This is a genomic window from Metabacillus sp. KJ11-3 (assembly GCF_055808295.1).
This window is the reverse complement of record NZ_CM147865.1, coordinates 4,106,593-4,131,931: the sequence shown is the minus strand read 5'-3', so window position 1 is coordinate 4,131,931 and position 25,339 is coordinate 4,106,593. Positions and strand designations below refer to the sequence as shown.

General features: G+C 36.2%; 20 protein-coding genes and 1 pseudogene. 19 read left to right on the top strand and 2 right to left on the bottom strand.

All coding sequences use genetic code 11. The features are described from left to right. The first annotated feature begins 127 nt into the window (after positions 1-127). The 9 genes from AC0L8O_RS20595 to AC0L8O_RS20555 all read left to right on the top strand — a co-directional run bounded on the left by AC0L8O_RS20595 (position 128) and on the right by AC0L8O_RS20555 (position 12,506). Positions 128-979, top strand: coding sequence for an HAD family hydrolase (locus tag AC0L8O_RS20595; RefSeq protein ID WP_473444985.1), 852 nt, complete (start codon positions 128-130; stop codon positions 977-979). Positions 980-1,338: 359 nt separating this feature from the next. Then, positions 1,339-2,331, top strand: coding sequence for a LacI family DNA-binding transcriptional regulator (locus tag AC0L8O_RS20590; protein ID WP_473444983.1), 993 nt, complete (start codon positions 1,339-1,341; stop codon positions 2,329-2,331). Between the two features lie 236 nt (positions 2,332-2,567). After that, entirely contained in the window at positions 2,568-3,851 is a 1,284-nt protein-coding gene (locus AC0L8O_RS20585) for a sugar ABC transporter substrate-binding protein (protein WP_473444981.1), read from the top strand. A 109-nt stretch (positions 3,852-3,960) separates the two neighbouring features. Continuing rightward, entirely contained in the window at positions 3,961-5,217 is a 1,257-nt protein-coding gene (locus AC0L8O_RS20580) for a carbohydrate ABC transporter permease (RefSeq protein ID WP_473444979.1), read from the top strand. 3 nt (positions 5,218-5,220) lie between these two features. Next, on the top strand, positions 5,221-6,072 hold the full coding sequence (locus tag AC0L8O_RS20575) for a sugar ABC transporter permease (protein WP_473444977.1): 852 nt from the start codon (positions 5,221-5,223) through the stop codon (positions 6,070-6,072). 24 nt (positions 6,073-6,096) lie between these two features. Continuing rightward, complete coding sequence (locus AC0L8O_RS20570) at positions 6,097-8,160, top strand: beta-galactosidase (protein WP_473449065.1); 2,064 nt, start codon at positions 6,097-6,099, stop codon at positions 8,158-8,160. Between the two features lie 138 nt (positions 8,161-8,298). Further along, the gene (locus AC0L8O_RS20565; protein ID WP_473444975.1) at positions 8,299-11,043 is read left to right on the top strand and encodes a glycosyl hydrolase 53 family protein; all 2,745 of its coding nucleotides are present in this window, start codon (positions 8,299-8,301) and stop codon (positions 11,041-11,043) included. Between the two features lie 234 nt (positions 11,044-11,277). Then, positions 11,278-11,529 (top strand): hypothetical protein, encoded by a 252-nt coding sequence (locus tag AC0L8O_RS20560; protein WP_473444973.1) that lies wholly within the window; start codon positions 11,278-11,280, stop codon positions 11,527-11,529. 44 nt (positions 11,530-11,573) lie between these two features. Beyond that, on the top strand, positions 11,574-12,506 hold the full coding sequence (locus AC0L8O_RS20555) for an ATP-binding protein (RefSeq protein WP_473444971.1): 933 nt from the start codon (positions 11,574-11,576) through the stop codon (positions 12,504-12,506). Between the two features lie 29 nt (positions 12,507-12,535). On the opposite strand, the gene AC0L8O_RS20550 is transcribed toward AC0L8O_RS20555, so the two are convergent. Next, positions 12,536-13,057 carry a YpiB family protein gene (locus AC0L8O_RS20550; protein ID WP_473444969.1) on the bottom strand — a complete coding sequence of 174 codons (522 nt, stop codon included), beginning with the start codon at positions 13,055-13,057 and terminating at the stop codon, positions 12,536-12,538. A 146-nt stretch (positions 13,058-13,203) separates the two neighbouring features. Between AC0L8O_RS20550 and AC0L8O_RS20545 the strand changes: the two genes are divergently transcribed. From AC0L8O_RS20545 to megL, 3 genes are all read left to right on the top strand, one after another. Then, on the top strand, positions 13,204-13,821 hold the full coding sequence (locus AC0L8O_RS20545; RefSeq protein WP_473444967.1) for an SAM-dependent methyltransferase: 618 nt from the start codon (positions 13,204-13,206) through the stop codon (positions 13,819-13,821). Between the two features lie 152 nt (positions 13,822-13,973). Further along, complete coding sequence (locus AC0L8O_RS20540) at positions 13,974-14,702, top strand: Fpg/Nei family DNA glycosylase (protein ID WP_473444965.1); 729 nt, start codon at positions 13,974-13,976, stop codon at positions 14,700-14,702. A gap of 88 nt (positions 14,703-14,790) precedes the next feature. Continuing rightward, positions 14,791-15,975 carry a methionine gamma-lyase gene (megL, locus tag AC0L8O_RS20535; RefSeq protein WP_473444963.1) on the top strand — a complete coding sequence of 395 codons (1,185 nt, stop codon included), beginning with the start codon at positions 14,791-14,793 and terminating at the stop codon, positions 15,973-15,975. Positions 15,976-16,139: 164 nt separating this feature from the next. Here the strand turns inward: megL and AC0L8O_RS20530 are convergent, their stop codons facing one another. Beyond that, positions 16,140-16,310, bottom strand: coding sequence for an aspartyl-phosphate phosphatase Spo0E family protein (locus AC0L8O_RS20530; protein ID WP_226528630.1), 171 nt, complete (start codon positions 16,308-16,310; stop codon positions 16,140-16,142). 549 nt (positions 16,311-16,859) lie between these two features. On the opposite strand from AC0L8O_RS20530, the gene AC0L8O_RS20525 reads away from it, so the two are divergent. From AC0L8O_RS20525 to AC0L8O_RS20495, 7 genes and pseudogenes are all read left to right on the top strand, one after another. Next, on the top strand, positions 16,860-17,972 hold the full coding sequence (locus AC0L8O_RS20525) for a GerAB/ArcD/ProY family transporter (RefSeq protein WP_473444961.1): 1,113 nt from the start codon (positions 16,860-16,862) through the stop codon (positions 17,970-17,972). Beyond that, positions 17,969-19,575 (top strand): annotated as a pseudogene (locus tag AC0L8O_RS20520) (spore germination protein). The gene AC0L8O_RS20525 and the pseudogene AC0L8O_RS20520 overlap by 4 nt, the downstream one beginning before the upstream one ends. After that, positions 19,568-20,794 (top strand): Ger(x)C family spore germination protein, encoded by a 1,227-nt coding sequence (locus AC0L8O_RS20515; protein ID WP_473444959.1) that lies wholly within the window; start codon positions 19,568-19,570, stop codon positions 20,792-20,794. The pseudogene AC0L8O_RS20520 and the gene AC0L8O_RS20515 overlap by 8 nt, the downstream one beginning before the upstream one ends. A gap of 110 nt (positions 20,795-20,904) precedes the next feature. Beyond that, a complete protein-coding gene (locus tag AC0L8O_RS20510) occupies positions 20,905-21,135 on the top strand; it encodes an excisionase family DNA-binding protein (RefSeq protein WP_026562116.1) in 231 nt (76 codons plus the stop codon). A gap of 85 nt (positions 21,136-21,220) precedes the next feature. Further along, positions 21,221-22,183, top strand: a complete 963-nt coding sequence (locus AC0L8O_RS20505; protein ID WP_473444957.1) for an alpha/beta hydrolase — start codon at positions 21,221-21,223, stop codon at positions 22,181-22,183. Between the two features lie 231 nt (positions 22,184-22,414). Then, positions 22,415-23,428: a BMP family ABC transporter substrate-binding protein gene (locus AC0L8O_RS20500; protein WP_473444955.1), complete on the top strand. Its 1,014-nt coding sequence runs from the start codon at positions 22,415-22,417 to the stop codon at positions 23,426-23,428. Between the two features lie 11 nt (positions 23,429-23,439). After that, positions 23,440-25,233: a sensor histidine kinase gene (locus tag AC0L8O_RS20495; RefSeq protein ID WP_473444953.1), complete on the top strand. Its 1,794-nt coding sequence runs from the start codon at positions 23,440-23,442 to the stop codon at positions 25,231-25,233. Positions 25,234-25,339 lie beyond the last annotated feature (106 nt).

The following is a 25,339-nucleotide window of genomic DNA, read 5'->3' as shown; positions in this document are numbered from 1 at the left end:
TCAGGAGAATAATCGTTATAGAAACTTGTGCCTTTTCTTATTATTAGGGAGAGATAGACAGGGATTTCCTAATTCATTCACTAAACGATATACTTGATTAGTAGAATTTTATTAGGAGGAATTTTCTTTGCAACAAAACCCTAAAGCCATATTTTTAGATATGGATGGAACGATATTAAATCACCAAAATAAAGTAAGTATTTTAACAAAAGAAATAATCGATAAATTAAGGGCGAAAGGAATATATGTTTTCATTGCAACCGGTAGAGCACATGATGAAATAGAGGAAATAGTTCCTAAAGGATTTAAAGTTGATGGTGTGATATCTTCGAATGGGATGGCGGGTTATATAGATGATAAAGCTGTTTTTGAACATTCGTTATCCCGGGAGTTAGTTGATATTCTTATTGAAAGAGCCAGGGTTAACAAGGTATACTATGAGCTTTTTCCTTATCGGGCAGCACGAATATCGTTAATGCAGGATCAACGATATATGCTTGATGAAATTCAAGATCCAAAGCCTGATAGTGTTGGAATTAATGAATGGTTATCTCGTAAAAAAGCGATTAAGGAAGAAATATCCTGGGAAACAGAAGTGTCGGGGGATAAGTTTTCGAAATTTTATTTTTTTGCCAGAACAAAGGAACATATTCATCATTGGAAAGAAGAGCTTGAACAATTAAAGAGAGAAATTGATTTTACTATGTCAGTATCCTCAGAACATAATGTAGAAGTTATGGTAGCAAATGTGAATAAAGCAACTGGCATTCAACAGATGATAAAGTCTTTTAATGTAAAGATAGAAGAAGTAATGGCTATTGGTGACAGTGATAATGATATCCAAATGCTTCAATCTGTTGGTTACCCGGTAGCAATGAAAAATGCACCTGATCGGATAAAGAAGATGGTTAGTGATGTGACGGATTTCACTTGTGACGAAGATGGGGTTTATCATTATCTTTGTAAGTGTTTTACATAATAACCTTGGGCCGGTAGCTTTTTGCTGGCCTTTTTGGTTGATACAAAAATGGAATTCTTTAAAATATGTAAGTTTTTATTAAAAATTTATATAGATTGAAATCAAACTTTTCTATTATAATAATAGAAAATAGGTAAAGCGCTATCATTTATAAGAATTTATTTTCGGGATGACGTTTTATATAGGTCTTAATCATTATCATGTTGTTTAAAGGTATAAAAGAAAATATTAATGATATCCCCTTGACTTTTGAAGGAAAATAGGTAAAAATTAAGTAAAATATTTTACTAAATGAATCTATGTTTCATTTGGGTTTATATAGCATCTACTTTGTTTTGAAGTGAAAAGGGGTGGTTGGAATGGCGAAAATAAAAGATGTGGCTGAAGAAACAGGGTTTTCGATTTCTACAGTTTCCCGTGTGCTGAATAATGACCAAAGCCTTTCTGTGCCGGATGAAACGCGTGAAAAGATCTTTGAAGCGGCAGAAAAATTAAATTATCGTAAAAAAACAGTAAGGCCAATAGTAAAAAATATTGCTTTTTTATATTGGTTAACAGATAAAGAAGAACTTGAAGATGTGTATTTTAAATCGATGAGGCTGGAAATAGAGAAGTATGCGAAAAAACATAATATTGAGCTAACTACTTACAAAATTACTGACGGGATTAATGCTATACCTGAAAACATAGAAGGTTTTTTAGCGGTAGGGACTTTTTCTGATAAAGAACTGGCACATCTGAGAGGGCTGACACCGAATGGGGTCTTTATTGATACAACGCCGGATCCGAATCACTATGATTCTGTAAGACCTGACTTAGCTCAAATCACAATGAAAACAGTTGACTTTTTAATTGAAAAAGGTCATGAAAATATCGGCTTTGTAGGCGGCACCTACCATAACCCGAATACTGATGAAGATGAAATGGATATACGTGAGAAAACATTCCGGCAATATATGCAGGAAAAAGGTTTACTGCAGGAGCATTATATTTATTGTCACCGCGGGTTTTCGGTTGATAACGGCTATAATTTAATGAATCAGGCAATTGAAAAACTTGATGGTAAGTTGCCGACTGCGTTTTTTGTTGCTGGTGATCCAATTGCTGTAGGCTGCCTGCAGGCGTTGAATGAACAAGGGATTGCGATTCCGAATCGTGTAAGTGTTGTAAGTATTAATAATATTAGCGTTGCGAAGTATTTATCGCCTCCTTTAACTACGTTTGATATCGATATGAAGGAGATATGCAAGAATGCTATTGAGTTTCTGCTGGAAAGAGTATTGGAGAAACGGAAGATTGTGAAAACATTGTATATTGGTTCAGAGTTAATCATTAGAAAAAGTACAAACTGATAATATGAAGTTTAAAGGGCGATCTCCCATGTATTAGTGGAGATTGCTCTTTTTGTCATTTAATAGCTTTCAACATTGTGGTTAGTAGAAAAGTAATAGTTTTTGTTGTTTTCGTAAAATATTTTACTTATTAATAGTAAAATATTTATTTACATATTTCCTAAACGGTGATATATTTATCTTGTGAAACGCTTTCACCTAGAATGTTTGAAACTTACTTGAAAGGATGATTTTCAATGAAGAGTTATAAAAAATATGCTGGTGTTTTTAGTACTATCGCACTAAGTTTAGCTTTAGTTGCTTGTGGACCTCAAGAAAGCAGTGAAGAAGGTTCAGGTTCAAACGAAGCAAATACAAACAAAGAATACGATTTACTAGTTTGGGAAGATATTGAAAAAGCAGGCGGGATTGAAGATGCTGTTGCGAAGTTTGAAGAAGAACATGATGTAACAGTAAAAGTTGTGGAAAAAGCATATGCCCAACAAATCGAGGATCTACGGTTAGATGGTCCTGCCGGAACAGGTCCGGATGTATTAACAATGCCTGGTGACCAAATTGGTACAGCAGTAACAGAAGGATTAATTAAAGAACTGGACGTTTCTGAGGATGTTCAATCTATTTATACAGAAGTTGCGATGCAATCACAAAAAGTAGACAACAAGGTTTATGGATTACCGAAAGCAGTAGAAACAACAATGCTTTATTATAATAAAGATCTTGTATCAGAGGAAGAATTGCCAACAACTTTAGACGAGTGGTACGAAATGTCTAAAGAAATGACAGATGGAGAAAAATACGGATTCCTGGCATTATTCGATCAAATTTATTATGCACAAAGTATTTTGAGCGGATATGGCGGATACATTTTTGGTACTGATGAAAACGGCGGATTTAATGGTTCTGACATTGGTTTAAATAATGAAGGTTCTGTTGAAGGTGCTCAATATATTCAGAAGTTTTATAAAGAAGGTTTATTCCCGGCAGGTATCATCGGTGAGCAGGGAATCAACGTGTTAGAGTCATTGTTCACAGAAGGTAAAGCAGCTGCGATTATCTCTGGTCCATGGAATATCGATCCATTCACAAAGGCTGGAGTAAACTTTGGTGTGGCGAAATTACCTGAGTTAGCAAACGGTGAAAACATGAGTTCATTTGTTGGAGTAAAAAGCTACAATGTAAGCAGTTATTCAAAGAATGCTGAGCTTGCTGAAGAATTTGTAGAGTTCGTTGCAAATGAAGAAAACTCTAAAACAAGATTTGAAGTAACAAAAGAAGTTCCAGCTGTACAAGCTTTAGCTGATGATCCGGTTGTAGCTGAAAGTGAAGCAGCCCAAGCTGTTGCAGAACAGTCTCAATTCGCAGAATTAACACCAAACATCCCTGAAATGAATGAAGTTTGGACGCCTGCAGATGCGGCATTACAAACAATTGCAACTGGCAAAGCTGAGCCGAAAGAAGCGTTAGACCAAGCGGTTGAAACGATTCAAGGGCAAATCCAAGCCAAACATGGCGGTAAATAAGTAGAAATGAATAATGGTGTCAAACAATGATGATGTTTGACACCATTTACTATAAGGGCATAGTTTGGTGAAACGAGTTGATGTCCGTTCTTATAAAGAGGTGAAAATAGTGCAACATCGTAGAATAGCCTTACTATTATCAATCATTCCGGGCCTTGGCCAATTCTATAATAAGCAATGGATAAAAGGTCTTATGTTCCTTATTCTTGGGGTGTCGTTCTTTGTTGTATTCGGAGATCTGTTGAATATGGGATTTTGGGGCTTATTTACGTTAGGTACAGAGGTACCGCGTGATAACTCTGTGTTTCTTTTGGCAGAGGGGATTATCGCATTGATTGTTACATGCTTTGGTCTAGCTGTTTATTATCTTAACTTACGTGACGCATTTAGAAATGGTAAATTACGTGATGAAAACAAAGATTTAAGTTCTTTGAAAGAGCAGTACCATAATTTGATTTCACAGGGATATCCTTATGTGATTAGTGGTCCATCTTTGTTTATCTTAATCTTTGCGGTTATTTTCCCTATTCTATTTAGTTTTGCATTAGCATTTACAAACTACGACTTATATCACTCTCCACCTGCTAATCTAGCTGATTGGGTAGGCTTACAAACCTTTGCTGAAATTTTCACAGTTGATATTTGGCGTGCAACGTTCTTTGATGTATTAGCATGGACGGTTATTTGGACGCTGGTAGCTTCTACACTTCAGGTTAGCTTAGGTATTTTCCTGGCAGTATTAGTGAACCAAAAAGAAATTCGTTTTAAAAGGTTCTTCCGTACAATCTTAGTGTTGCCTTGGGCAGTACCTGGATTTGTAACCATCTTAATTTTTGCCGGTTTATTTAATGATAGCTTTGGTGCAGTGAATAACGACATTCTTGCTGCATTTGGAATCGATGCAATTCCATGGTTAACAGATGCAAACTGGTCAAGAGTAGCCCTGATCTTAATGCAGGGATGGTTGGGTTTCCCTTATATATTTATCGTAACAACTGGTGTCCTTCAATCAATCCCTGATGATTTATATGAGGCGGCAACAATTGATGGAGCATCAATGTTCGCGAAATTCAAAAATATTACATTGCCAATGATTTTAATCGCTATGGCACCAATTATTATTACGCAATATACCTTTAACTTTAATAACTTCAATATTATTTATCTATTCAATGGCGGAGGTCCTGCGGTTCCTGGATCAACAGCTGGTGGAACAGATATATTAGTTTCTTGGATTTACAAATTGACGATGCAGTCAAGTCAATATTCTTTGGCAGCAGCATTAACAATTCTTTTATCAGTCTTTGTCATTGCGATTGCACTATGGCAATTCAGAAGAACCAATTCATTTAAAGAGGGGGCTTAAGTGATGTTGACAAACATGAAGAGAAAAAAATCAATCAGTCTCCTAATTTCTTACACAATTTTAGCGTTTATGACTGTTATCATCATTTATCCCTTACTTTGGACAGTTGGTGCAAGCTTCAATCCAGGTAATAGTTTAATTAGTACATCAATTATACCGGAAAATCCAACTCTGGATCATTATAAGGAATTGTTTGCAGGAAAAGAAAGCTTGCAATATGGACAGTGGTATTTAAATTCCTTGAAAATTAGTGTCTTTACAATGATTGGAACGATTCTAAGTGTTTCATTTACTGCATATGCCTTTTCACGCTTCCGTTTTAAAGGAAGAAAAAACGCCTTAACACTATTTTTATTGTTGCAAATGATTCCACAATTTTCAGCGTTAATTGCGTTATTTGTCCTTGCGCAGATTTTAGGAATGATGAATAGCCATTGGTTATTAATTCTTCTTTATATCGGTGGGCAAATCCCAATGAATACGTATTTGATGAAGGGCTATATGGATTCGATTCCAAGAGATTTGGATGAAAGTGCCATGATTGATGGGGCAAGCAATACAAGAATTTTCTGGCAAATTATTATGCCATTATCAAGACCAATGATAGCAGTAGTTGCGATGAATGGATTTACTGGTCCATTAGGAGATTTTGTTCTTTCTTCTACCATTTTGAGATCTCCTGAAGCTTATACATTACCAATCGGTTTATATAACTTAGTTAACGATGTAATGGGAGCAAGCTATACGACGTTTGCGGCAGGAGCCATTTTAATCAGTATTCCAATCGCCATTATCTTTATTCTTTTACAAAAGAACTTTGTATCAGGTTTAACAGCAGGTGGAACAAAAGGATAAGGAATTTCTTTTTAGAGGGAGAGAATTATGTCAAAGATTGAAAAGACTTATACAACAAAAGCAAACTTTATGCTTCACGGCGGAGACTATAACCCTGATCAATGGTTAGATAGACCTGACATCTTAGCGGATGATATTGAGTTGATGAAGCTTTCACATACAAATACATTTTCTGTCGGTATCTTTGCATGGAGTGCACTCGAACCGGAAGAAGGAGTTTATAACTTTGAATGGTTAGACCAAATTTTTGAAAACATCCATGGAATTGGAGGCCGGGTCATCTTAGCTACTCCAAGTGGTGCCCGTCCTGCTTGGATGTCTCAGAAATATCCTGAAGTTCTACGTGTGAATGGCAGCAGAGTGAAACAGCTTCACGGTGGAAGACATAATCACTGTTTTACGTCTGAAGTTTATCGTGAGAAAACTGGGCAAATGAATCGTCTGTTAGCTGAAAGGTATGGAAATCATCCAGGTTTGTTGATGTGGCATATCTCGAATGAATATGGTGGGGAATGTCATTGTCATAAGTGTCAACGTGCTTTTCGCAATTGGCTAAAAGAAAAATATAACAATGACCTTAAAGCATTAAATGATGCATGGTGGGGCCCGTTCTGGAGTCATACGTACAGTGATTGGTCACAAATTGAATCACCATCTCCTATTGGTGAAAGTGCTGTGCATGGCTTGAATTTAGATTGGCGTCGATTTGTAACAGATCAAACCATTGATTTTTATAAAAATGAAATTGTGCCGTTAAGAGAATTGACACCGCAAATTCCAATCACAACAAACTTTATGGCAGATACATTTGACCTGATTCCGTTTCAGTCACTTGATTATAGTAAGTTCGCTATACATCTGGATGTCATTAGTTGGGATGCCTATCCTGCTTGGCATAATGATTGGGAAAGCACAGCAGATTTAGCAATGAAAGTAGGCTTTATTAATGATTTATATAGAAGCCTAAAGCAACAACCATTCTTATTAATGGAATCAACGCCAAGTGGTGTGAACTGGCATGAAGTGAATAAAGCAAAACGTCCGGGAATGCATTTGCTTTCCTCAATGCAAATGATTTCACATGGCTCTGATAGTATTTTGTATTTCCAATGGAGAAAGTCACGCGGATCATCGGAGAAATTCCACGGTGCTGTTGTTGATCATGACAATAGCTCAGAAAACCGTGTATTTAAAGAAGTTGCTAAGGTGGGGCAAACACTGGAAAAGCTATCTGATGTAGTTGGAACAAATCGACCGGCAGATGTTGCCATCCTTTACGATTGGGAAAGCAATTGGGCCATCAATGATGCACAAGGATACGGCTTGAAAACAAAGCAGTATCCACAGACATTACAGCAGCATTATCGACCATTCTGGGAAAAGGATATCCCTGTAGATGTTATTACAAAGGAACAGGATTTTGCTGATTATAAATTGTTAATTGTACCAATGCTCTATTTAGTAAGTGAAGAAACGATTGCTCGTTTGAAAACATTTGTACAACATGGCGGAAAATTAGTCATGACCTATATCAGTGGTATTGTGAATGAGTATGATCTCACATACTTAGGTGGATGGCACAAAGATTTACAAGAGGTATTTGGAATAAAGCCTGTTGAAACAGACACATTATATCCGAAGAATCGTAACCGTGTCATGTATCGTAATCAATCCTACGAATTGAAGGATTATGCAACTGTCATTGATGTGAATACGGCAACTGTTGATGGAACATATGAAGAAGACTTCTATGCAACGACACCTGCTGTAACGAGCAACAACTTTGGTAACGGTGCATCCTACTATATTGGCGGCCGTTTAGATGAACAATTCCATCATGACTTTTACCAAGAGCTAATAGATGAGCTTCAGCTTAAACCTGTTCATACAGTAAAACATGGTAAAGGTGTATCTGTGCAAGTGAGGCAGGCACCTGAAAGTGATTACCTGTTTGTGATGAACTTTACTGAGGAGAAACAACCTATCAGTCTTGATTATAAGGTTAAGGACTTGGTGAGTGGTGAAGAAGTCACAGGGGATCTGACACTGGATGTATATGAAGTAAGAATTCTGGAAAAATCCAAGTAAAACGATATGAAACAACAAAAGAGAACGAGAATGACTTGATCATTCTCGTCCTTCTCTATGCCTTAATTTCATCATTGTTGAGCACATTAAAGGAAGCGCTTACCATTAACGGATAGATTAATAGGGAGATGAAAATGGATGAAAAGAAAAAGAATGTGGTTATCAATATTGTTAACCATTGTTATGGTTGTGAGTACATTACCATTTCAAAATCAGAGAGGTCTCGCAGCAACAGAGGAACCGAATCTTTTAATAAATGGGGGATTTGAAACAGATATTTGGGATGGCGACTCATGGACTATAGATAATATAGATTGGGACCAAGCTGAGGTTATCCATTTTCCGTATTCTGACGATCCCTACATCACTAGTCATGAAGGACAATACGCATTTAAATATTGGATCAAAGACACTGCAACAGGAGATCAAACATTAACAGTGAAACAATCCATTGACTCATTACCGGCAGGAAGCTACATGCTGACTGTTAGTGCGATGGGTGGTGATGGGGCTGAAGCAGCCGATATTACATTATTTGCGGGGGAACAAAAGATGGAACCAGTTGCCACGAAAGGCTATAATAATTGGGGCAAAATTACATATTCTTTTGAATTAACCGAGGAAACAAACAATGTAGCAATCGGTGCTACGATTAATGGTGCTCAGAATGCATGGGGGTACTTAGATCAATTCCAACTTAGCTCACAGGATGTTTCGAGCCAACCTGTTGAAGCGGATATCTTTGTGGAAAAAGTGGATGGATTAAGTGACGACTTTATTAAAGGAGTAGACATTTCCAGCATTATTTCATTAGAAGAAAGCGGCGTGACGTTCAAAAATGAAGCTGGAGAACAGCAGGACATTTTTCAAACGATGAATGAAGCTGGTGTGAACTATGTTCGTGTACGAATTTGGAATGATCCTTATGATTCTGAAGGCCGAGGTTATGGCGGAGGAAATAATGACTTGGAAAAAGCGATTGAAATTGGAAAAAGAACGACAGCAAACGGAATGAAGCTGTTAGTGGATTTCCATTACTCTGATTTCTGGGCAGACCCTGCTAAGCAACAGGCACCAAAAGCATGGCAGAACTTAAGTTTTGAAGATAAAAAGAATGCCGTTTATACCTATACGAAGGACAGTCTACAAGCCTTACTAGACGCAGGCGTTGATATTGGTATGGTTCAGGTTGGAAATGAAACAACAGGCGGGTTTGTTGGAGAAACAGACTGGACAAAGATGAGTGAATTGTTCAATCAAGGCAGCAAAGCGATTAGAGAAATTGATTCTAGTATTTTAGTAGCTTTGCATTTTACAAACCCTGAGAGTACAGGGAGATATACGACGATTTCAAAAACACTTGATCAAAATAATGTAGATTATGATGTTTTCGCGAGTTCCTACTATCCGTTCTGGCATGGAACTTTAGATAATTTAACATCAGTTTTAAAAAACGTAGCAGATACGTATGGGAAAAAAGTGATGGTGGCCGAAACTTCATATACGTACACAGCTGAAGACGGAGACGGTCATGGAAATACAGCACCAAAGGATTCAGGTCAGACATTAAATTATCCGATTACTGTTCAAGGACAAGCGACTGCTGTTCGAGATGTAATTGAGGCAGTTGCAAATGTAGGAGAAGCGGGTATTGGCGTTTTTTATTGGGAACCTGCTTGGATTCCTGTTGGTACGAATCTAGAAGAAAATAAAGTGAAATGGGAAAGAGATGGTTCAGGTTGGGCTACAAGTTTTGCAGCTGAATATGACCCGGAGGATGCAGGTCACTGGTATGGAGGCAGTGCAGTTGATAACCAAGCATTATTTGATTTCGAAGGAAAACCATTATCATCTTTAAACGTCTTTAAATACGTCAATACAGGAGCAAAAGCACCACTTGAAATCGATGTGATAAAAGATATTTCCATCAGTGCTGTTTTAGGGGAAGAGATTACTCTACCGGATCGAGTAACTGTTACTTATAATGATGGAAGTGAAGGAACCGCTACTGTTACGTGGGATCAACCTGCATTAACACAAGCAATCAATAATGGTATTGGCACATATGTAATAGAAGGTGAAGTTGAAGGGGGAGGAAAAGTAAAGGCGAATCTCCAAATCAACCCTCAAAACTTTGTGTTGAATCCAAGTTTTGAAGATGAAGATCGCAGTATGTGGAAGATCATCCATAAAGATGAATCTGCCCCACATGCTACTTATCAACAAAAAGCTTCAGATGCCAAATCCGGGGAATACGCTGTTCATTTTTACTCAGATAATGCGGTAGATTTTAAAGTTGAGCAAACGATTACTGGTTTAGAGCCTGGCTACTATAACCTCTCTATGTTCGTACAGGGTGGAGATGCTGAAGAATCGAATATGTTTCTTTATGCTAAGACAAGCAGTGGTGAAATGACGGAAGAGACAGCCGTAAATGGCTGGGTGAACTGGAGTAACCCTGCAATTGAGGAGATTTTAGTTATTGATGGAACACTAACAATCGGAGCAAATATTGAAGCAGATCCAGGGGCATGGGGAACAGTGGATGATTTCTCCTTAACTAAAGTAAAAGATTATGAAGAAGATAAAGAAGAAGATCCTCCTCTTCCAGAAGAAGACCCAACAGTTTCAGATCCAAACGATCATGACAACGACCAACCGATAGAGAAAGAAACGGATGAAGACAGTAATAATCAGAAAGAAAATAACGTTCCAGTCACTCCGGATGATGATGCTGAGCCTTCAAATAAACAACTAAATGAAGGAAAACAGCTGCCGGAAACTGCAACAACTTTATATAACAGACTATTATTAGGTGTTCTATTAATGGGTATTGGCTTTGTCACGATGATATGGATAAGAAGAAAAGGTATGGTTAAATAAAGAGTAGGTACTTAAAAGGTTGCCACACATGTGTGACAGCCTTTTAGCATTTATTTAATTTCCTTTTTACGTAAAATAAAGAAGAAATCACCGGCAGCTAATACCCTTAATCCTATCAATTAATAGATAGGTAGATACTCTCACATAGAGTTTATTAAATTTTTCCATTTGGGATATAATTCTAGTTCAAATATGCTATGATGAAAGAAAAATCTAGGTGAAGAGGATAACGGGATGAATCGATCAGGACAAATAATTCTGGTGTTAATATCGATATTGTTTACAGCCTATCAAACAGTTATGGAACAGGAACCATTTTTTACAGTGGATTTTTTTATGTTTACAATTATTGCATTTTTCGTAGGAAGACAGTATGACTTAGCGAGATTTTATGCAAAAAAAGCAAAGCTAAAGGATGAAAGTTATAAAAAGCTGATCGATTCATTTCCAGAATCGATTATTATTCATGACAATTTTAAAATGTGAACTATGCAGCTGTGAAGATGATAGGGGCTGGAAGTAGAGAAGATTTGATTTATCGTTCAATCCTGGATTTCATAGTTCCAAAGTACACAGGACGTGCTGAAGAAAGAATCAAAATGATTAAAAAGAAAAATTCTCCATTGAGTTGCATTGAATATGAATTAATGCGAGGGGATGGAACAACATTTTTCTTTGAAGGTTCATCGATGAACATCTCGTATGGAAAAAGTGAAGCAATCTTAACAATTGGTAAGGATATTACAGAAAAGAAGGAACAAACAGAAAAGCTGTTGCTAAAGTCTGAAAAACTGGCGTTGTTAGGTCAAATGGCAGCTGGAATTGCTCATGAAATACGAAATCCGCTTACATCCATAAAGGGATTTATTCAATTGTTTAAATCAAACCATCTACAAGAAGAATATTATAATATTGTGTTGTCAGAGCTTGATCGTATTAATGCAATAGTTGGCGAATTCCTTGTCCTTTCCAAACCAAGTGCCTCCATTTTCGTTGAAAAGGATATTAATGAGTTAATTAAAGATGTGATTACATTAATGAGTACACAATCCATATTAAATAATGTGCAAATCTTTTCAGAGGCTGACTCGGATTTACCTATGATTTGTTGTGAAGAAGCACAATTAAAGCAGGTATTTTTAAATCTGTTTAAAAATGCAATTGAAGCAATGCCTGATGGAGGAAATATCTATCTGAAGATAAAGGGAAATGAAAAAGGTACCATTGTTATTCAGGTAATTGATGAGGGGGTAGGTATTCCTCCTGAGCGAATTCCTACACTAGGTGAACCATTTTATACCACGAAAGAAAAAGGAACCGGTTTAGGACTCATGACCTGTTATAAGATCATTGAATCACATAAGGGACAGTTATCGATACATAGTGAAGTAAACAAAGGCACAACAATAGAAATCGTGATTCCTACAATGACACAACCGTTATTAAAAAGGGAATTTGTATAAAATAACCGCATAGATAAGAATCTATGCGGTTATTTTTGTATCTCCTTCAGTTTTTTTACTAACTCATGGAAAAGCCCTTCGTTCCGATCATCAAGTGCCTTATTAATTTGACTTTTTAGTAAAGCAATTTCAACAACAAGGTCGGTAGCTTTTGCGTCTTTTTCAGATTGCTCAAATTGTTTGATAGAATGAATGCGATGTGTTTCAACAAGTTGTGTATAACGATGATCAGAATGTTTCCCAAAATAGTGAAGAATGAAGTATATCTTATCTGCCGGGTTATTCATTAACGAACCAAAAGCTCTTGAAACATCATCGGTTCTGAAGCCATTGGAATAGTAGTGGAAGCCGGGTTCATCAGAACTAATACTGGAGATCATGATAGTGCGTTCTTTAGGGTGTACTGTTTCGGTAAAAGATAGATTCTTGAGGAGATGATGATTCTTTTGAATATATTCTATGAGTCTCCGCGCTTCCTTGTTTTTTAATTGATGATGATCTAAGAACCATTTTAGAAATTCACCTTTTTTAGTGGTTGATATCCAATTCATTATAGCCCACCTAACTATCAATCTTTTTTTTATACATTAAGTAAGTTTAAAGGATGAAAGTTTAAGAAAAGACATCGACATCTGCCATTCTTGGCGGAAAGTCGTGTTTTTCTAATCATAACATACTGTTGCAAAGGAGAAAACGAATGGCTGAAAGGACATATGACAGGTTACTTAACATTGATACAGATGATGAACAAAAGGGATTTCATAAATCCTTTCATTATCACCGGTATGAACCTACTCCATATCAAGGACTGGAACAATTATTTCAGCACTATAAGCTGACAGAAAGTGATCGCCTAGTTGATTTTGGTTGTGGCAAAGGGAGGTTACCGATATTTGCCCATTACTTATTTCACACACCTGTTGTAGGAGTTGAAATGGATCAACTTTTTTATGAAAATGCTGTAAAGAACCGTACCCGTTATATCACGAAAACAAAGCGGAATGGCAATCAGATCATTTTTCATCATTGTTTAGCAGAGGAATATCCAATAAACCAAGCAGACAATCGTTTTTATTTTTTTAATCCTTTTTCCGTTCAAATCTTTATGAAAGTAGTCCGTAACATTCTAAAATCGGTTGAAAAGAGAAACCGTAAAGTCGAATTGATTTTATATTATGCAGCAGAGGACTATCTTTATTATTTGGACAACCAAACTTCTTTCGTATTAAAAGAAGAAGTGAAAATAAATGGACTATATGAGCATAACGCCAATGAGAGGTTTTTAATTTATCAATTAGAAAGGTATGAAGTCTAAGAAGCCTTGGTACATGTTTACATCTTTAATATGAAATACTAACAAAAAATTTTGTATTAGGGATGTGTTATTGTGCCTGAATTACCTGAGATGGAAAATTATAAACGGATTTTTGAAAAAAGCTTGTCGGAAAAACTATTCAGTCAGTAGAAGTGACGAGAGAGAAGTCGATCAATAAAGCGGTTCCTGCTTTTATAGATGAAGTAAAAGGAAGAAAGCTAGTTGCAGTTGAGAGACGGGCAAAACATTTGGTTTTTAAATTGGACTCGGGTGGTCATTTATTGCTGCATCTTATGCTGGGAGGGCTCATGTATATCGGAAATGAGCATGACAGTCCTGATAGAACAAAACAGGTCACCCTCACCTTTGACGACTGCCAATTGTTTTTTATTGGGCTAAGATTAGGGTACCTTCATCTTCTTACTGCTCAAGAGGTTGAACAGGAATTTCTTGATTTAGGTCCTGAACCCCTTGATCCGGGTTTTCAATTATCAGAATTTGATGAACAGCTTAAGAAGAAACGCGGGACATTAAAGTCGACACTTGTTAATCAAAAGTTTATTGCTGGTATTGGTAATCATTACTCTGATGAAATCTGTTTTGAAGCAAAATTGTTACCTATGAGAACAGGAGATGAACTTTCATCGAGGGAAAGAGCTTCACTATTCCATGCGATCCAAACGATATTAAATAGAGGTTTGACATATGGCGGATATATCGAAATGCCTGTGTTTAATGGAGACGAGTTAACAGGGAAGTATAATGAGCATTGTTATGTTTATGATCGGGAAGGTGAGCGGTGTCCTCGCTGTAGCTCTACTATTGTTAGAGAAGAGATTTCCTCGAAAAAATCATTTTACTGTCCTCATTGTCAAAAATGATCGAAAACAAATCGTCACCCCTTAAGGGATAAACCATAGGAACCAATACGGACATTTCCCAATATCCTATATAGAGGGGGGAAATCCTATGAAAGAAAAGGAATACCGATTTGCCACTAAGGCAATTCATGCAGGCTATGATCCAAATGAGCATCAAAATAGCTTAACCCCGCCAATCTACCAAACATCAACATTTACCTTTCCCACAGTGGAGCATGGGGCAAACAGATTTGCAGGCATGGAAGAGGGGTATATTTACTCAAGATTAGGTAATCCAACGGTGACAGTATTAGAAGAACGAATCGCACAATTGGAAGGTGGAGAAGCTGCCCTGGCGTTTTCATCAGGAATGGCTGCTATTTCAGCTGTTCTTATCGGCATAACAAAAGCAAATGATCACATCATTTGTTCAAAAGGGATTTATGGATGTACGTTCGGTTTATTACAGCTCTTAAAGGAAAAGTACAAAATTGACCATACATTTTCTGAGCTAAGTTCAGAGGAAGATATTCTTGCACAAATAAAAGAAACGACAAGCTGCATATTTATTGAAACTCCTATGAACCCTACAATGAACTTAATTGATTTAGAAAAGGTTGTCTCGGTTGCCAAGGAACGAAACATCAAGGTGGTCGTAGATAATACGTTTTGTTCTCCATATTTACAAACACCTATTACGCTTGGATGTGATCTGGTTATCCATAGTGGAACAAAATATATCGGTGGTCACGGAGATGTTATTGCGGGCCTGGTAGTAGGGGACAAAATTACGATTGATTCCTTAAAAAAGACTACACAAAAGGATATAGGTGGAGTTATCTCTCCATTTGATGCCTGGTTACTACTTAGAGGTTTGAAAACATTGGCTGTTAGAATGGATCGTCATTGTGAGAATGCAGAAAAAATTGCGATAAAACTAAAAGAGCATCCAAAGGTTAAAACCATTTATTATCCAAAGGATCCTGATCATTTTCAATATCAAATCATGAAAAGACAAATGAAAAATGGCGGAGGCTTACTATCATTCGAAGTAAAAGGCACATTTGAGGATGCTGTAAAATTTGTGAATCACTTAAAGTTAATACCCATTGCTGTAAGCCTAGGTGATGCAGAAACATTAATTCAACATCCTGCTTCAATGACCCATGCTGTTGTCCCTGCACAAATAAGGAAGGAAATGGGGATATCAGATATGTTGCTGCGACTCTCTGTAGGTCTTGAAGCCTGGGAGGATATTTGGGAAGACATACAATCAGCATTAAATCATATATAGCTAGTGGCATCATGCTACTAGTTTTTCTCGTTTATTAGAAAAAACAAAAAGATAGATTAGGAAAGATTTTAGGACTTATAGGCACATACTTATGCATCCATAAGTAAATAGAAGGACAGGGTGTTCTTGATTGACGCTTGCTCATAGAAGATCTGTCCTATAAATTAACTACATGACTTTAAAAGTAACTGTGTTTCTAGTATAAGTCTGTCTAATTCCTCGCTGTACTTTATTGTTTCAGGATTGTTCATTCCTTTTGCCTGGGCAGTAGCGATCATTAATCTTCTCACTAAATCTATTTTATGACCCAGATCTTGGTTCACATTATTCATCATTTTTCATTTCTCCCTATACTTAACAGATCGTATATACCTATTATTATTGATTTTTTCCCATTTTGGAATGGCTTCGACAATCCTTCTATCAAATAGACAAAATTTTTATTGTTTTAGACATAATTTATCTGTATGTGCACGGATCGTTTGAGTGTCCAAAAATAAACACAGAAAGATTTTGGTTCTTTCATACTAAAAAAACCACATTTGTCCATAATAAACCATATATTAGAAGGAGTAAGTATCGTGGTTGATTAGTAGTTCGTTTTAACTTAGTTTTATCATTTCAAATATGGTTAAGGTGTGTAGCCAATGAGAGCTGTTATGTTTCTTACAATTTTTTCCTGCTTAGCTTATTGATTGCTCAGATTGATGCGTATCTCTATAGCAGTAATTTAATTAACCAATATAAAACACTTTTAGCGATGGATCCGGGATCTAATAAATGGATGATCTATGTTTTTCTGCTAGTTGGGTTTCTTTATTCGGTAGGGAAAAGTGTGAAAGAAAAATTGCAAAAGCTAAAAAACATAGGAAGTAAGTAGAGTAATGAAGCAACTGGTAGAGAAAATTTCACTCTGGCAGCTTTATATCCTAATTGTTTGTTTTCAAATTGGTAGCGCCGCTTTAGTAGGAATAGGAAATGAAGCAAAGCAGGATGCTTGGATTGCTGTGATCATTGGAACTTTTTTTGGAATGGCTATTATGCTTTATTATTTGTTTCTCCTTTCAAAAGTACCTGGTAAGAACTTATTTGAGCTATTTGTCTTTTGTTTTGGAAAATACATCGGCAAATTTTTCACACTCTTATATGTTATCTATTTCTTTTATGTATCTGCCAGGGTGTTAAGGGATTTTTGTGAACTCTTAGTTTCTACAATTTTTGAGGTAACACCACTAGAAGTTATCTCTATCACGATGATGCTTGTAATCGTTTATATCTTTCAGCACGGCTTAGAAGTACTGGGGAGAACAAGTGAAGTATTCTTTCCATATGTTGTAGCATTCATTGTTATGACAGGTTTAGGTATATGGTTCTCGGGTGAGTTTGAAATGAGCAATATCCAGCCGATCTTAGCTGAGGGATTTAAACCTATTGTTAACGCGCTTTTTCCGCAGCTAATTACTTTTCCTTTTGGAGAAGCGGTAACCTTTATGGTCATAAGCGCCTATATTGGCACAAAGAAACATATAAAAAAGGTGAGTGCAGCGGGTGTTTTTACCAGTGGTGTATTACTTGCATATGGAGCTATCATCCAAATATCAACTTTAGGAGTTGATTTAAAGGAACGTGCAAACTTCCCTTTATTGAGTGCTTCACGTGAAATATCCCTATTGAATTTTATTGAACGAGTAGATTTAATTATTGTGTTTTTCGTTATGTTCGGAATCATCGTAAAGGTGGGGATCTTTTTTTACGGAGGTTTAAAGGGTCTAGAACTAATTACGAATAAACCATATCGAAGTATGACACTTCCAATGGGATCCCTCATTGCCTTTTTCTCAGCTGGTATTAGTCATAACTTTGTCGAACATCTTAAGGAAGGGTTAGTGTTTGTGCCATTCTTTATGCATATCCCTTTTCAATTCGGTATTCCTCTGCTTCTACTGCCCTTTATTTTATGGAAAACAAGGAAAAGAAAAAAGGAGTCTAGCTCATGAGTAGTTTTTCATCTTTGTTTACAAGAAGAAAAAACAAAAATAGAGGAAGAACCTCTGAAAAAGAGATATATGATCAAGAGGGGATACCAAAGCATTATGACAGTAAGCTGGATCGAAATTTATGTAGTATTCAAGAGTTATTTAAACAAACGACTGATTATGAAGAAATCCATATTAAAGTTGGAGATCTAAGGGGATGTGTTTGTTACTTAGGTACAATGTTAAATAAAAGCGAGCTGAATATGCAGGTTTTAGAACCACTGAGAGACGCATTTAAGCAGCCGAGAACAGATGCACACAGAGATTTAGACTCTTTAAGAGAAGCCTTTTTCCCGGCGGTTTCTTATGAATATTCAGAAACACTTCATCAGCTTGTTTGGCAAATGTTAAACGGTTATGCTGTTGTCATGATTGATGAGCATAGTAAGGCCTTAGCGTTAAACATAGGCGGAACAGATAAACGTTCCATTTCAGAGCCGAGTACTCAGACGATTATTCGTGGTCCAAAGGAAGGGTTTATTGAAGATATTAACACGAATATAGGTCTAATTAGAAAAAAATAAAAAGTCCCCGACTGATTTTTGAAGATTTTAGAGTTGGAAGTGACTCAAATACAAAACTATCGATTGGATATATGAAAGGAATTGTAAATGAAGATATTCTAAGTGAGGTAAAGCTAAGGATAAATAAGATAAATGCTTCAGGTATCCTTGATACTGGGAATGTCGAGGAGTTTATTACAGATGAAACCTTAACCTTTTTCCCTCTTGTTTATAACAGTGAACGACCTGATAGCATTAGCGGTAATATTTTGGAGGGGAAAATTGCCATTCTCCTTGACGGTTCACCATTTGTGTTGATTGTTCCCTCTGTTTTTACAGATTTCTTTCAGTCTACAGAGGACTATTATCAACCATTTTTTATGACAAGCTTTATAAGAATTATCCGATATGTGTCCTTTATGATTACTCTAACATTTCCCTCTCTATATGTGGCGATTACGACTTATCATCATGAGTTAATGCCAACGCCGCTTTTAATAAATATACAAAGTCAGAGGGAAGGGGTACCATTTCCTGCAGTTATTGAAATCTTAATGATGGAGCTTACCTTTGAAGTATTAAGGGAAGCAGGAGTTAGAATGCCGCGGGCTGTTGGCCAAACATTATCTATTGTAGGTGCGCTAGTTATTGGACAAGCTGCAGTCGAAGCCGGTTTGGTTTCGAATGTTTTAGTTGTCGTTGTTGCATTCTCTGCCATTGCAAGCTTTGTGTCGCCTATTTATAATTTTTCCATTGCAGCAAGGTTGATTCGATTTATTCTGATTATTATGGCTGCATCACTAGGTTTATATGGAATTCTTTTATCACTTATTGTTATGGTTATTCACTTAGTAAGTTTGCGAACATTTGGCATCCCGTATTTAACTCCTGTTGCTCCGTTCAAACTAAAAGATCAAACAGATGTGTTTGTCCGTGTCCCAATTTGGGGAGACCGGTATCGCCCTTCATATTTGATGACTAAGGCACCGGTGAAAAATAAAGATATTTCTAGGCCATCTTCTCCAGATCAAAACACTGGGGGTAAGAAGGAAAATGACTAAAAAAATCCTATTGCCATTTTTTGCTCTACTATTATTTCTAACAGGGTGTTGGGACCGGGAAGAGCTTGATGAGATAGCGATTGTCACGGGTATTGCAGTGGACAAAGGAGAAGAAAAAAAGTATCGAATGACAGTAGAGGTTATTAACTCTGCAGAATTTGGAAAACAAAGTGCACAAGGAAATGCTCCTGTTAACATCTACACATTAGAAGGGAATTCTCTCTCGGAATTATCAAATAAAATGAATGTAGGTCTAACCCGTAAGCTCGTATTTTCACATACAAGAGTTCTTTATATTAGTGAAGAAGTGGCAAGAGAGGGGATATTTGGGTTTTTGGATTTCCTTGATCGAAGTGGACAGTTCCGAAATGACTTTAGTATTGTTATCACAAGTGGTTATCCTGCTTCAACTTTCACAAAAATTACCTATCCTGTGCAAAAAAGTCCTTCATTGAAGCTTAGTACTCAAATTGCGACGCTAACGGACGAGTGGGGTGGAAATCCTGATGTTCAGTTATATGATTTCATTACATCCCTTATTTCAAAGGGAATTAATCCTGTTGCCGGGATAATATCCATTCGAGGAGATCCTGAAAAAGGGCAATCTGTAGATAATAATAAAGAAATTGATCCTGGTGCATTGGTTCTTGCCGATGGAATGGCTGTTTTTAATGGTGATAAAATGGTGGGGAAACTTTCACTAAATGAAACTAGGGGATACCTTTGGACGAAAGAGTTAAGAAGTACGAGTTTGAGTATTGCATGTGATTCAGAAGATGCTAATACGACAAATAAAGGTGAGTTTTTTTTAGATGTTCGAGTCATAAGATCAAAGGTGAGATTAGAATCTAAATATGAAAATGATCGACCAAAGATCAAAGTGAAGATTAATGCGGAAGCTAAGATACAAGGAACACAATGTCCAAAAGATTTGACAAAAATTAATGTTTATTCAGACCAGGAAAAACTAGTTGAAAAATTCGTGAAAGCAGAAATATCCCAGCTAATTAAAAAAGTCCAGAAAGAATACGAAGTAGACATCTTCGGATTTGGAGATGCTCTTAATAGACAGGATCATACTAAGTACAAAGAAGTTGAGGACAGATGGGATGAAGAATTCGCAAAAGCGGAACTGAACGTTGAGGTTGATATTCAGCTATTAAGAGCAGGAATAAAAAGCAAAAGCTTTAATGCAGATATAGAGGAATTAAGTCAGTAGTAATAGCCAATCACACCGCCAATTCACAGATGTGAATTGGCTTTATACTTGAAAAAAACAAGTATAATCTACTATGATGGTAACCAATGAAGGAAGAGAAGGAGAATATCATGTATTTAACAGTTCAAGAAACAGCAGAATACCTGTCTTTATCAGAAGAGCAAATTAAAAAACTGGTCCTTGAAAAAAAGATTAGAGCACTCTTTGATGGAAATCAATATTTAATTAATAAGGAACAATTTAATACCCACCTAGAACAAATGGAAAAATATAAAAAGGTAGTGGAAGAGTATATGAAAGAACCAATTCCTGAGGATATAGACGTAAAAGACGAAGACTAATTTTTCTCACTTAAAAGATAATGACAATTCTCTGGAAAGATGTTATCATTATCAATAATGATAATAATAAAAAGGGGATAAGTCTATGAGCACAATTCGTGAAGAAGAGGTCTCAATCATTCATGATATAACATTGAAGGGGACAATGGCCTTTCCATCTTTAGAATCGGATAAACACCCTGCTATGATCTTAATTAATGGCTCAGGTAGTTCAGATCGGGATGGAAATATGAAGAAACCTGCGATTCAATCAGATTTATATAAAGAATTAGCTCATTTTTTAACGGGATTAGGCTTTATTACGCTAAGATATGATAAAAGATCTGTCGGGGAAAGTGAAGGTGATCCGATCAAATCCGGTATGCTGGATTTGGTCCGTGATGTGCAAGAAACCATTCGATATTTAAAGAATCATCCAAAAGTAGACCATGATAGGATTTTGCTATTAGGTCATAGTGAAGGATGTATTATTGGAACAGTCGCACATCAACAATTCCCGGTTGCCGGTTTAATATTGCTTGCCGGGACAGCAAGTAATATTGAAGAGTCAATGGCTTACCAAAATAAACAAGCTATAGAGGAAATAAAGCAGTTAAAAGGCTTGAAAGGTATGATCTTGAGAAAACTTGTTACAGAATCGAAGTTGGAAAAACAAGCTGCTAATTTAAAAAGAAGAATCGTGCAATCACAAGGTGATACAATGAGGTATCAATTGAAAAAGATGCCGGTAAGATGGTTTAGAGAACATTACTCTTTTTCAACAGAAATGATTATTAATATCCTTAAAGATGCTCAATGTCCGATTTTGGCTATTACAGGTGATAAGGATGTACAGGCAAATCCGGAAAATGTAAAAAGAATTAAGCAACTGGAAAAACCGAACGCAACTGCAATTGTTATCGAAAACATGGATCATATGCTAAAGGAATTTCATGGAGAAAGAACAATCTTAAACCTTTTAAAACAATACAAAAAGGAAGCGAAAGATCCAATACATCATAAACTTAAAGAAGAATTGAAGGATTGGCTGATCGTAAATTATCTTTAATGTGTAGGGAACTCAGTGTGAATTATGCACTGAGTTTGTTCTTTGTAGGGAACGTTTCTCCTTATTTAGACTTCCTGATGAAAATGTAATTTTGTAATGGAAATTTTAGAAAGATGGACGATTTGTATGATTGTCGAATAATGTAGATATTTCTTATAAATATATAGCATGTGGTTGGATTGTTCGCTATAATGATGTCAGATACTGAACAATCTGTAGGGAGAGAAAAGAATGATGCAACAATCGACACAACTTAGATTTATTGGGATAATAGCAGTGATTGTTGGAATTATCTTTATTAGTATAATTGGATTTAAGATGAAAGATATCATCTCAGAAGCTGTTTCAACTGGAACCGACGGGAAAACAAAGGTGACAATCATAACATCAGATGTTATTGTAGATCAAAGTTGGGGGAGTTTAGCATATAAAGGAAAACTGAAAATGGAAGAGCTTTTTCCAGTTGACGTAACTCTATATAGTGAAATTAATACAGACAAACTAATAAAGGATACAATTGAAGAAGCAGTTCAAAACCAATCACAAGTGATTATCGGTCATGGTCGAGAGTTTTCGGACGTATTTACAGAATCAGCAAAAAAGTACTCAGATATTCACTTTATCACTTTGCATGGTACTTCAAAGTATCCGAATCAATCTGTTTACACATTTGATCAAGGGGAAATCGAATACTTTGCTGCACTTGCAGCAGCAAAAGTGACTGAAACAAATAAAGTTGGCGTAATTGATTCTTATGAAGCAAGAAACAAAAATCCGGAGTTTGAATCAGGGTTAGCTTATTATAAACCGGAGATAAAATTCTATTATCGTCATGTTAATAGCAGAGACGATGGTAAAAAAGCTTCCAAAATACTTCAACAGTTAATAGATGAGGGAGTAGATGTTGTTTATAGTAAAGGCAACTCCTTCAATAGAGATGTCATAGATTTGGCGAAAAAATCAGGAATATATGTCATTGGCTATCTTGACGATCAATCGTATATGGGGAAGGATCATGTCATTACAAGCGTGAAAAATGATGTATCACAAGCATATGTTGTCATGATGGAAGATTACTTTAGTAAGGATGGAATTCCTCATGGACAAGTGATGTTAAGCGCTGAGCATGGTGTGTATAGCCTAGCTCCGTTTGGACCGATGTTATCTGATAAAGATAAACAGTTTATAGAAAATGAAAAGAATAAATTCGATAAAGGAGAGATTAGCTTTCCTTCATTAAAGTAAGGAGGATTACGTTGAGAAAATTATTGAAACTTATGTCATTTCGAGCAAAAATTCTCTCAATCCTCCTCATTTTGACTTTTCTGTTAAGTGGTTTTTCCTACATTTTGGTACAATCAATTGAAGCTGTTAAAGAAGTGAGTAACAAAATAGAGGAGAAGAACGTACCTGAGGTCTATTGGCTTACACAATGGGATAAGGATCTTGCCGTTAAAGAGCTGGTTGTAAAAGAGTACTTAGGAGAAAATTTATGCTGTGATTTCGTTGAAGTCTATCAGTCTTATCAAGATGAAGAAGAAAATAAAACGTCTGATCAACCTCCTGCTGTACCTTCTTCCTTAATTAGTATAAAAAAAGATATAGAATTACTAGACTTTATGGTCATTAATAATATTCAAGGATTATTAGCATATGAAGAGTATGATGATGCCCGTACATATATACATTCAGATTACTTGCCGCAACTTGAAGAATTACGGACAGAAATAAATGAAGAGAAGGAACTGGTCTTTACAAAGTTCACTGTATATTCGGACGAGTTTTCGAGTATTATCTCAAATGCACTCTGGCTGCTCATTAGTATTACAATAGTGGCTATTTGTTTGTCTATTATGGCTGCGTATCGAATAAGTGCAAATTTGACGAAGCCAATTGAAACAATGGTTGATAAAGTTGACCTAATTGCCAGAGGCCAGTACGGGCTTACTCTGCCACCCCTGAAACAGGTCGAATTTGAAGAATTGGCGAATTCCATAAATCAAATGTCCAAGAGTCTAAAAGATTCATTTACAACTATTTTGAATGATAAAATGTATCGTGAGCAAATCGTGAATTCTTTGCCAATTGGTATTATAACAATAAATGATGAGTTGTCAGAGCTCAAAATTAATAGAGCAGCTGCTGATATTTTACACTATAACGAAGACAGAATAAGTAAGTTTATGAATGAACAGATTTATGATGAAAACGAACAGTTTTGGAGTATCTTAACTCTTGATTCAAACTTTCATCATAGAAAAATTAATTATAAAACTGCAAAAGAAAATAAGGTCTTACTCGTATCTCAAACAGGAATGCACGATCATCAGTGTCAAATTATTGGAAGAATGATTAACATTGTTGATATGACAGAAACCGAAGAACTAGAGAAAAGAATGTATCAATCTGAGAAGTTAGCCATAGTTGGAGAAATAGCTGCAGGTGCTGCACACGAAATCCGGAATCCCTTGGCTGTTGTCCAAGGCTTCTTATCGTTGATGAATCAATCACTGGGGGATAAAGAGAAAAACCAATATCATATGGCTCTACTGATGAAGGAACTTGAACGGATTAACAGTATCATTGAGGAAATGCTGCTTTTATCAAAGCCTGGAGCACCAATTAAAAAAGAGGTATGTCTTCAAAGTGTATTGGAGGAATTTTTACCGTTAATTATTGATTCCTCTGAAGATATTACCATTCATATCAACCTGATTCATAGAACTGTACCAATTGATTCAAAGCAAATGAAGCAGGTTTTTCATAATCTTGTTCGGAATAGTATTGAAGCAATGCGCGGCCAGGGAGAAATACGTATATATTCTCAAGTGTCCGATCATTACTTTCAAATTTATGTTAAGGATAATGGTCCGGGAATACCGTTTGATCTAAAGGAAAAGGTTTTTGATCCGTTCACAAGCTCAAAAGAAGATGGAACAGGCTTAGGGTTAATGATTGTCAAAAGAATTATAGAAAACCATGATGGATATATTTCCGTCCACGAGACCTCTTCAGACGGTACAATTTTCTTAATAGAGCTTCCATTATAAAAGAAGATGGCTTACGATTGCCATCTTCTTTTTATACTATCAGAAAGTATTTAAATTTTATGGATGAAAGTATAAGAAAAACTAAGGCTTTCGTCATTAGGACTTG

Excerpts from the sequence above, each read along its gene's own strand:
- AC0L8O_RS20590 (WP_473444983.1), top strand. The coding sequence starts at position 1,339 with ATGGCGAAAATAAAAGATGTGGCTGAAGAAACAGGGTTTTCGATTTCT.
- AC0L8O_RS20585 (WP_473444981.1), top strand. The coding sequence starts at position 2,568 with ATGAAGAGTTATAAAAAATATGCTGGTGTTTTTAGTACTATCGCACTA.
- AC0L8O_RS20575 (WP_473444977.1), top strand. The coding sequence starts at position 5,221 with ATGTTGACAAACATGAAGAGAAAAAAATCAATCAGTCTCCTAATTTCT.
- AC0L8O_RS20565 (WP_473444975.1), top strand. The coding sequence starts at position 8,299 with ATGAAAAGAAAAAGAATGTGGTTATCAATATTGTTAACCATTGTTATG.
- AC0L8O_RS20560 (WP_473444973.1), top strand. The coding sequence starts at position 11,278 with ATGAATCGATCAGGACAAATAATTCTGGTGTTAATATCGATATTGTTT.
- AC0L8O_RS20550 (WP_473444969.1), bottom strand. The coding sequence starts at position 13,057 with ATGAATTGGATATCAACCACTAAAAAAGGTGAATTTCTAAAATGGTTC.
- AC0L8O_RS20545 (WP_473444967.1), top strand. The coding sequence starts at position 13,204 with ATGGCTGAAAGGACATATGACAGGTTACTTAACATTGATACAGATGAT.
- megL (WP_473444963.1), top strand. The coding sequence starts at position 14,791 with ATGAAAGAAAAGGAATACCGATTTGCCACTAAGGCAATTCATGCAGGC.
- AC0L8O_RS20530 (WP_226528630.1), bottom strand. The coding sequence starts at position 16,310 with ATGATGAATAATGTGAACCAAGATCTGGGTCATAAAATAGATTTAGTG.
- AC0L8O_RS20525 (WP_473444961.1), top strand. The coding sequence starts at position 16,860 with ATGAAGCAACTGGTAGAGAAAATTTCACTCTGGCAGCTTTATATCCTA.
- AC0L8O_RS20515 (WP_473444959.1), top strand. The coding sequence starts at position 19,568 with ATGACTAAAAAAATCCTATTGCCATTTTTTGCTCTACTATTATTTCTA.
- AC0L8O_RS20510 (WP_026562116.1), top strand. The coding sequence starts at position 20,905 with ATGTATTTAACAGTTCAAGAAACAGCAGAATACCTGTCTTTATCAGAA.
- AC0L8O_RS20505 (WP_473444957.1), top strand. The coding sequence starts at position 21,221 with ATGAGCACAATTCGTGAAGAAGAGGTCTCAATCATTCATGATATAACA.
- AC0L8O_RS20500 (WP_473444955.1), top strand. The coding sequence starts at position 22,415 with ATGATGCAACAATCGACACAACTTAGATTTATTGGGATAATAGCAGTG.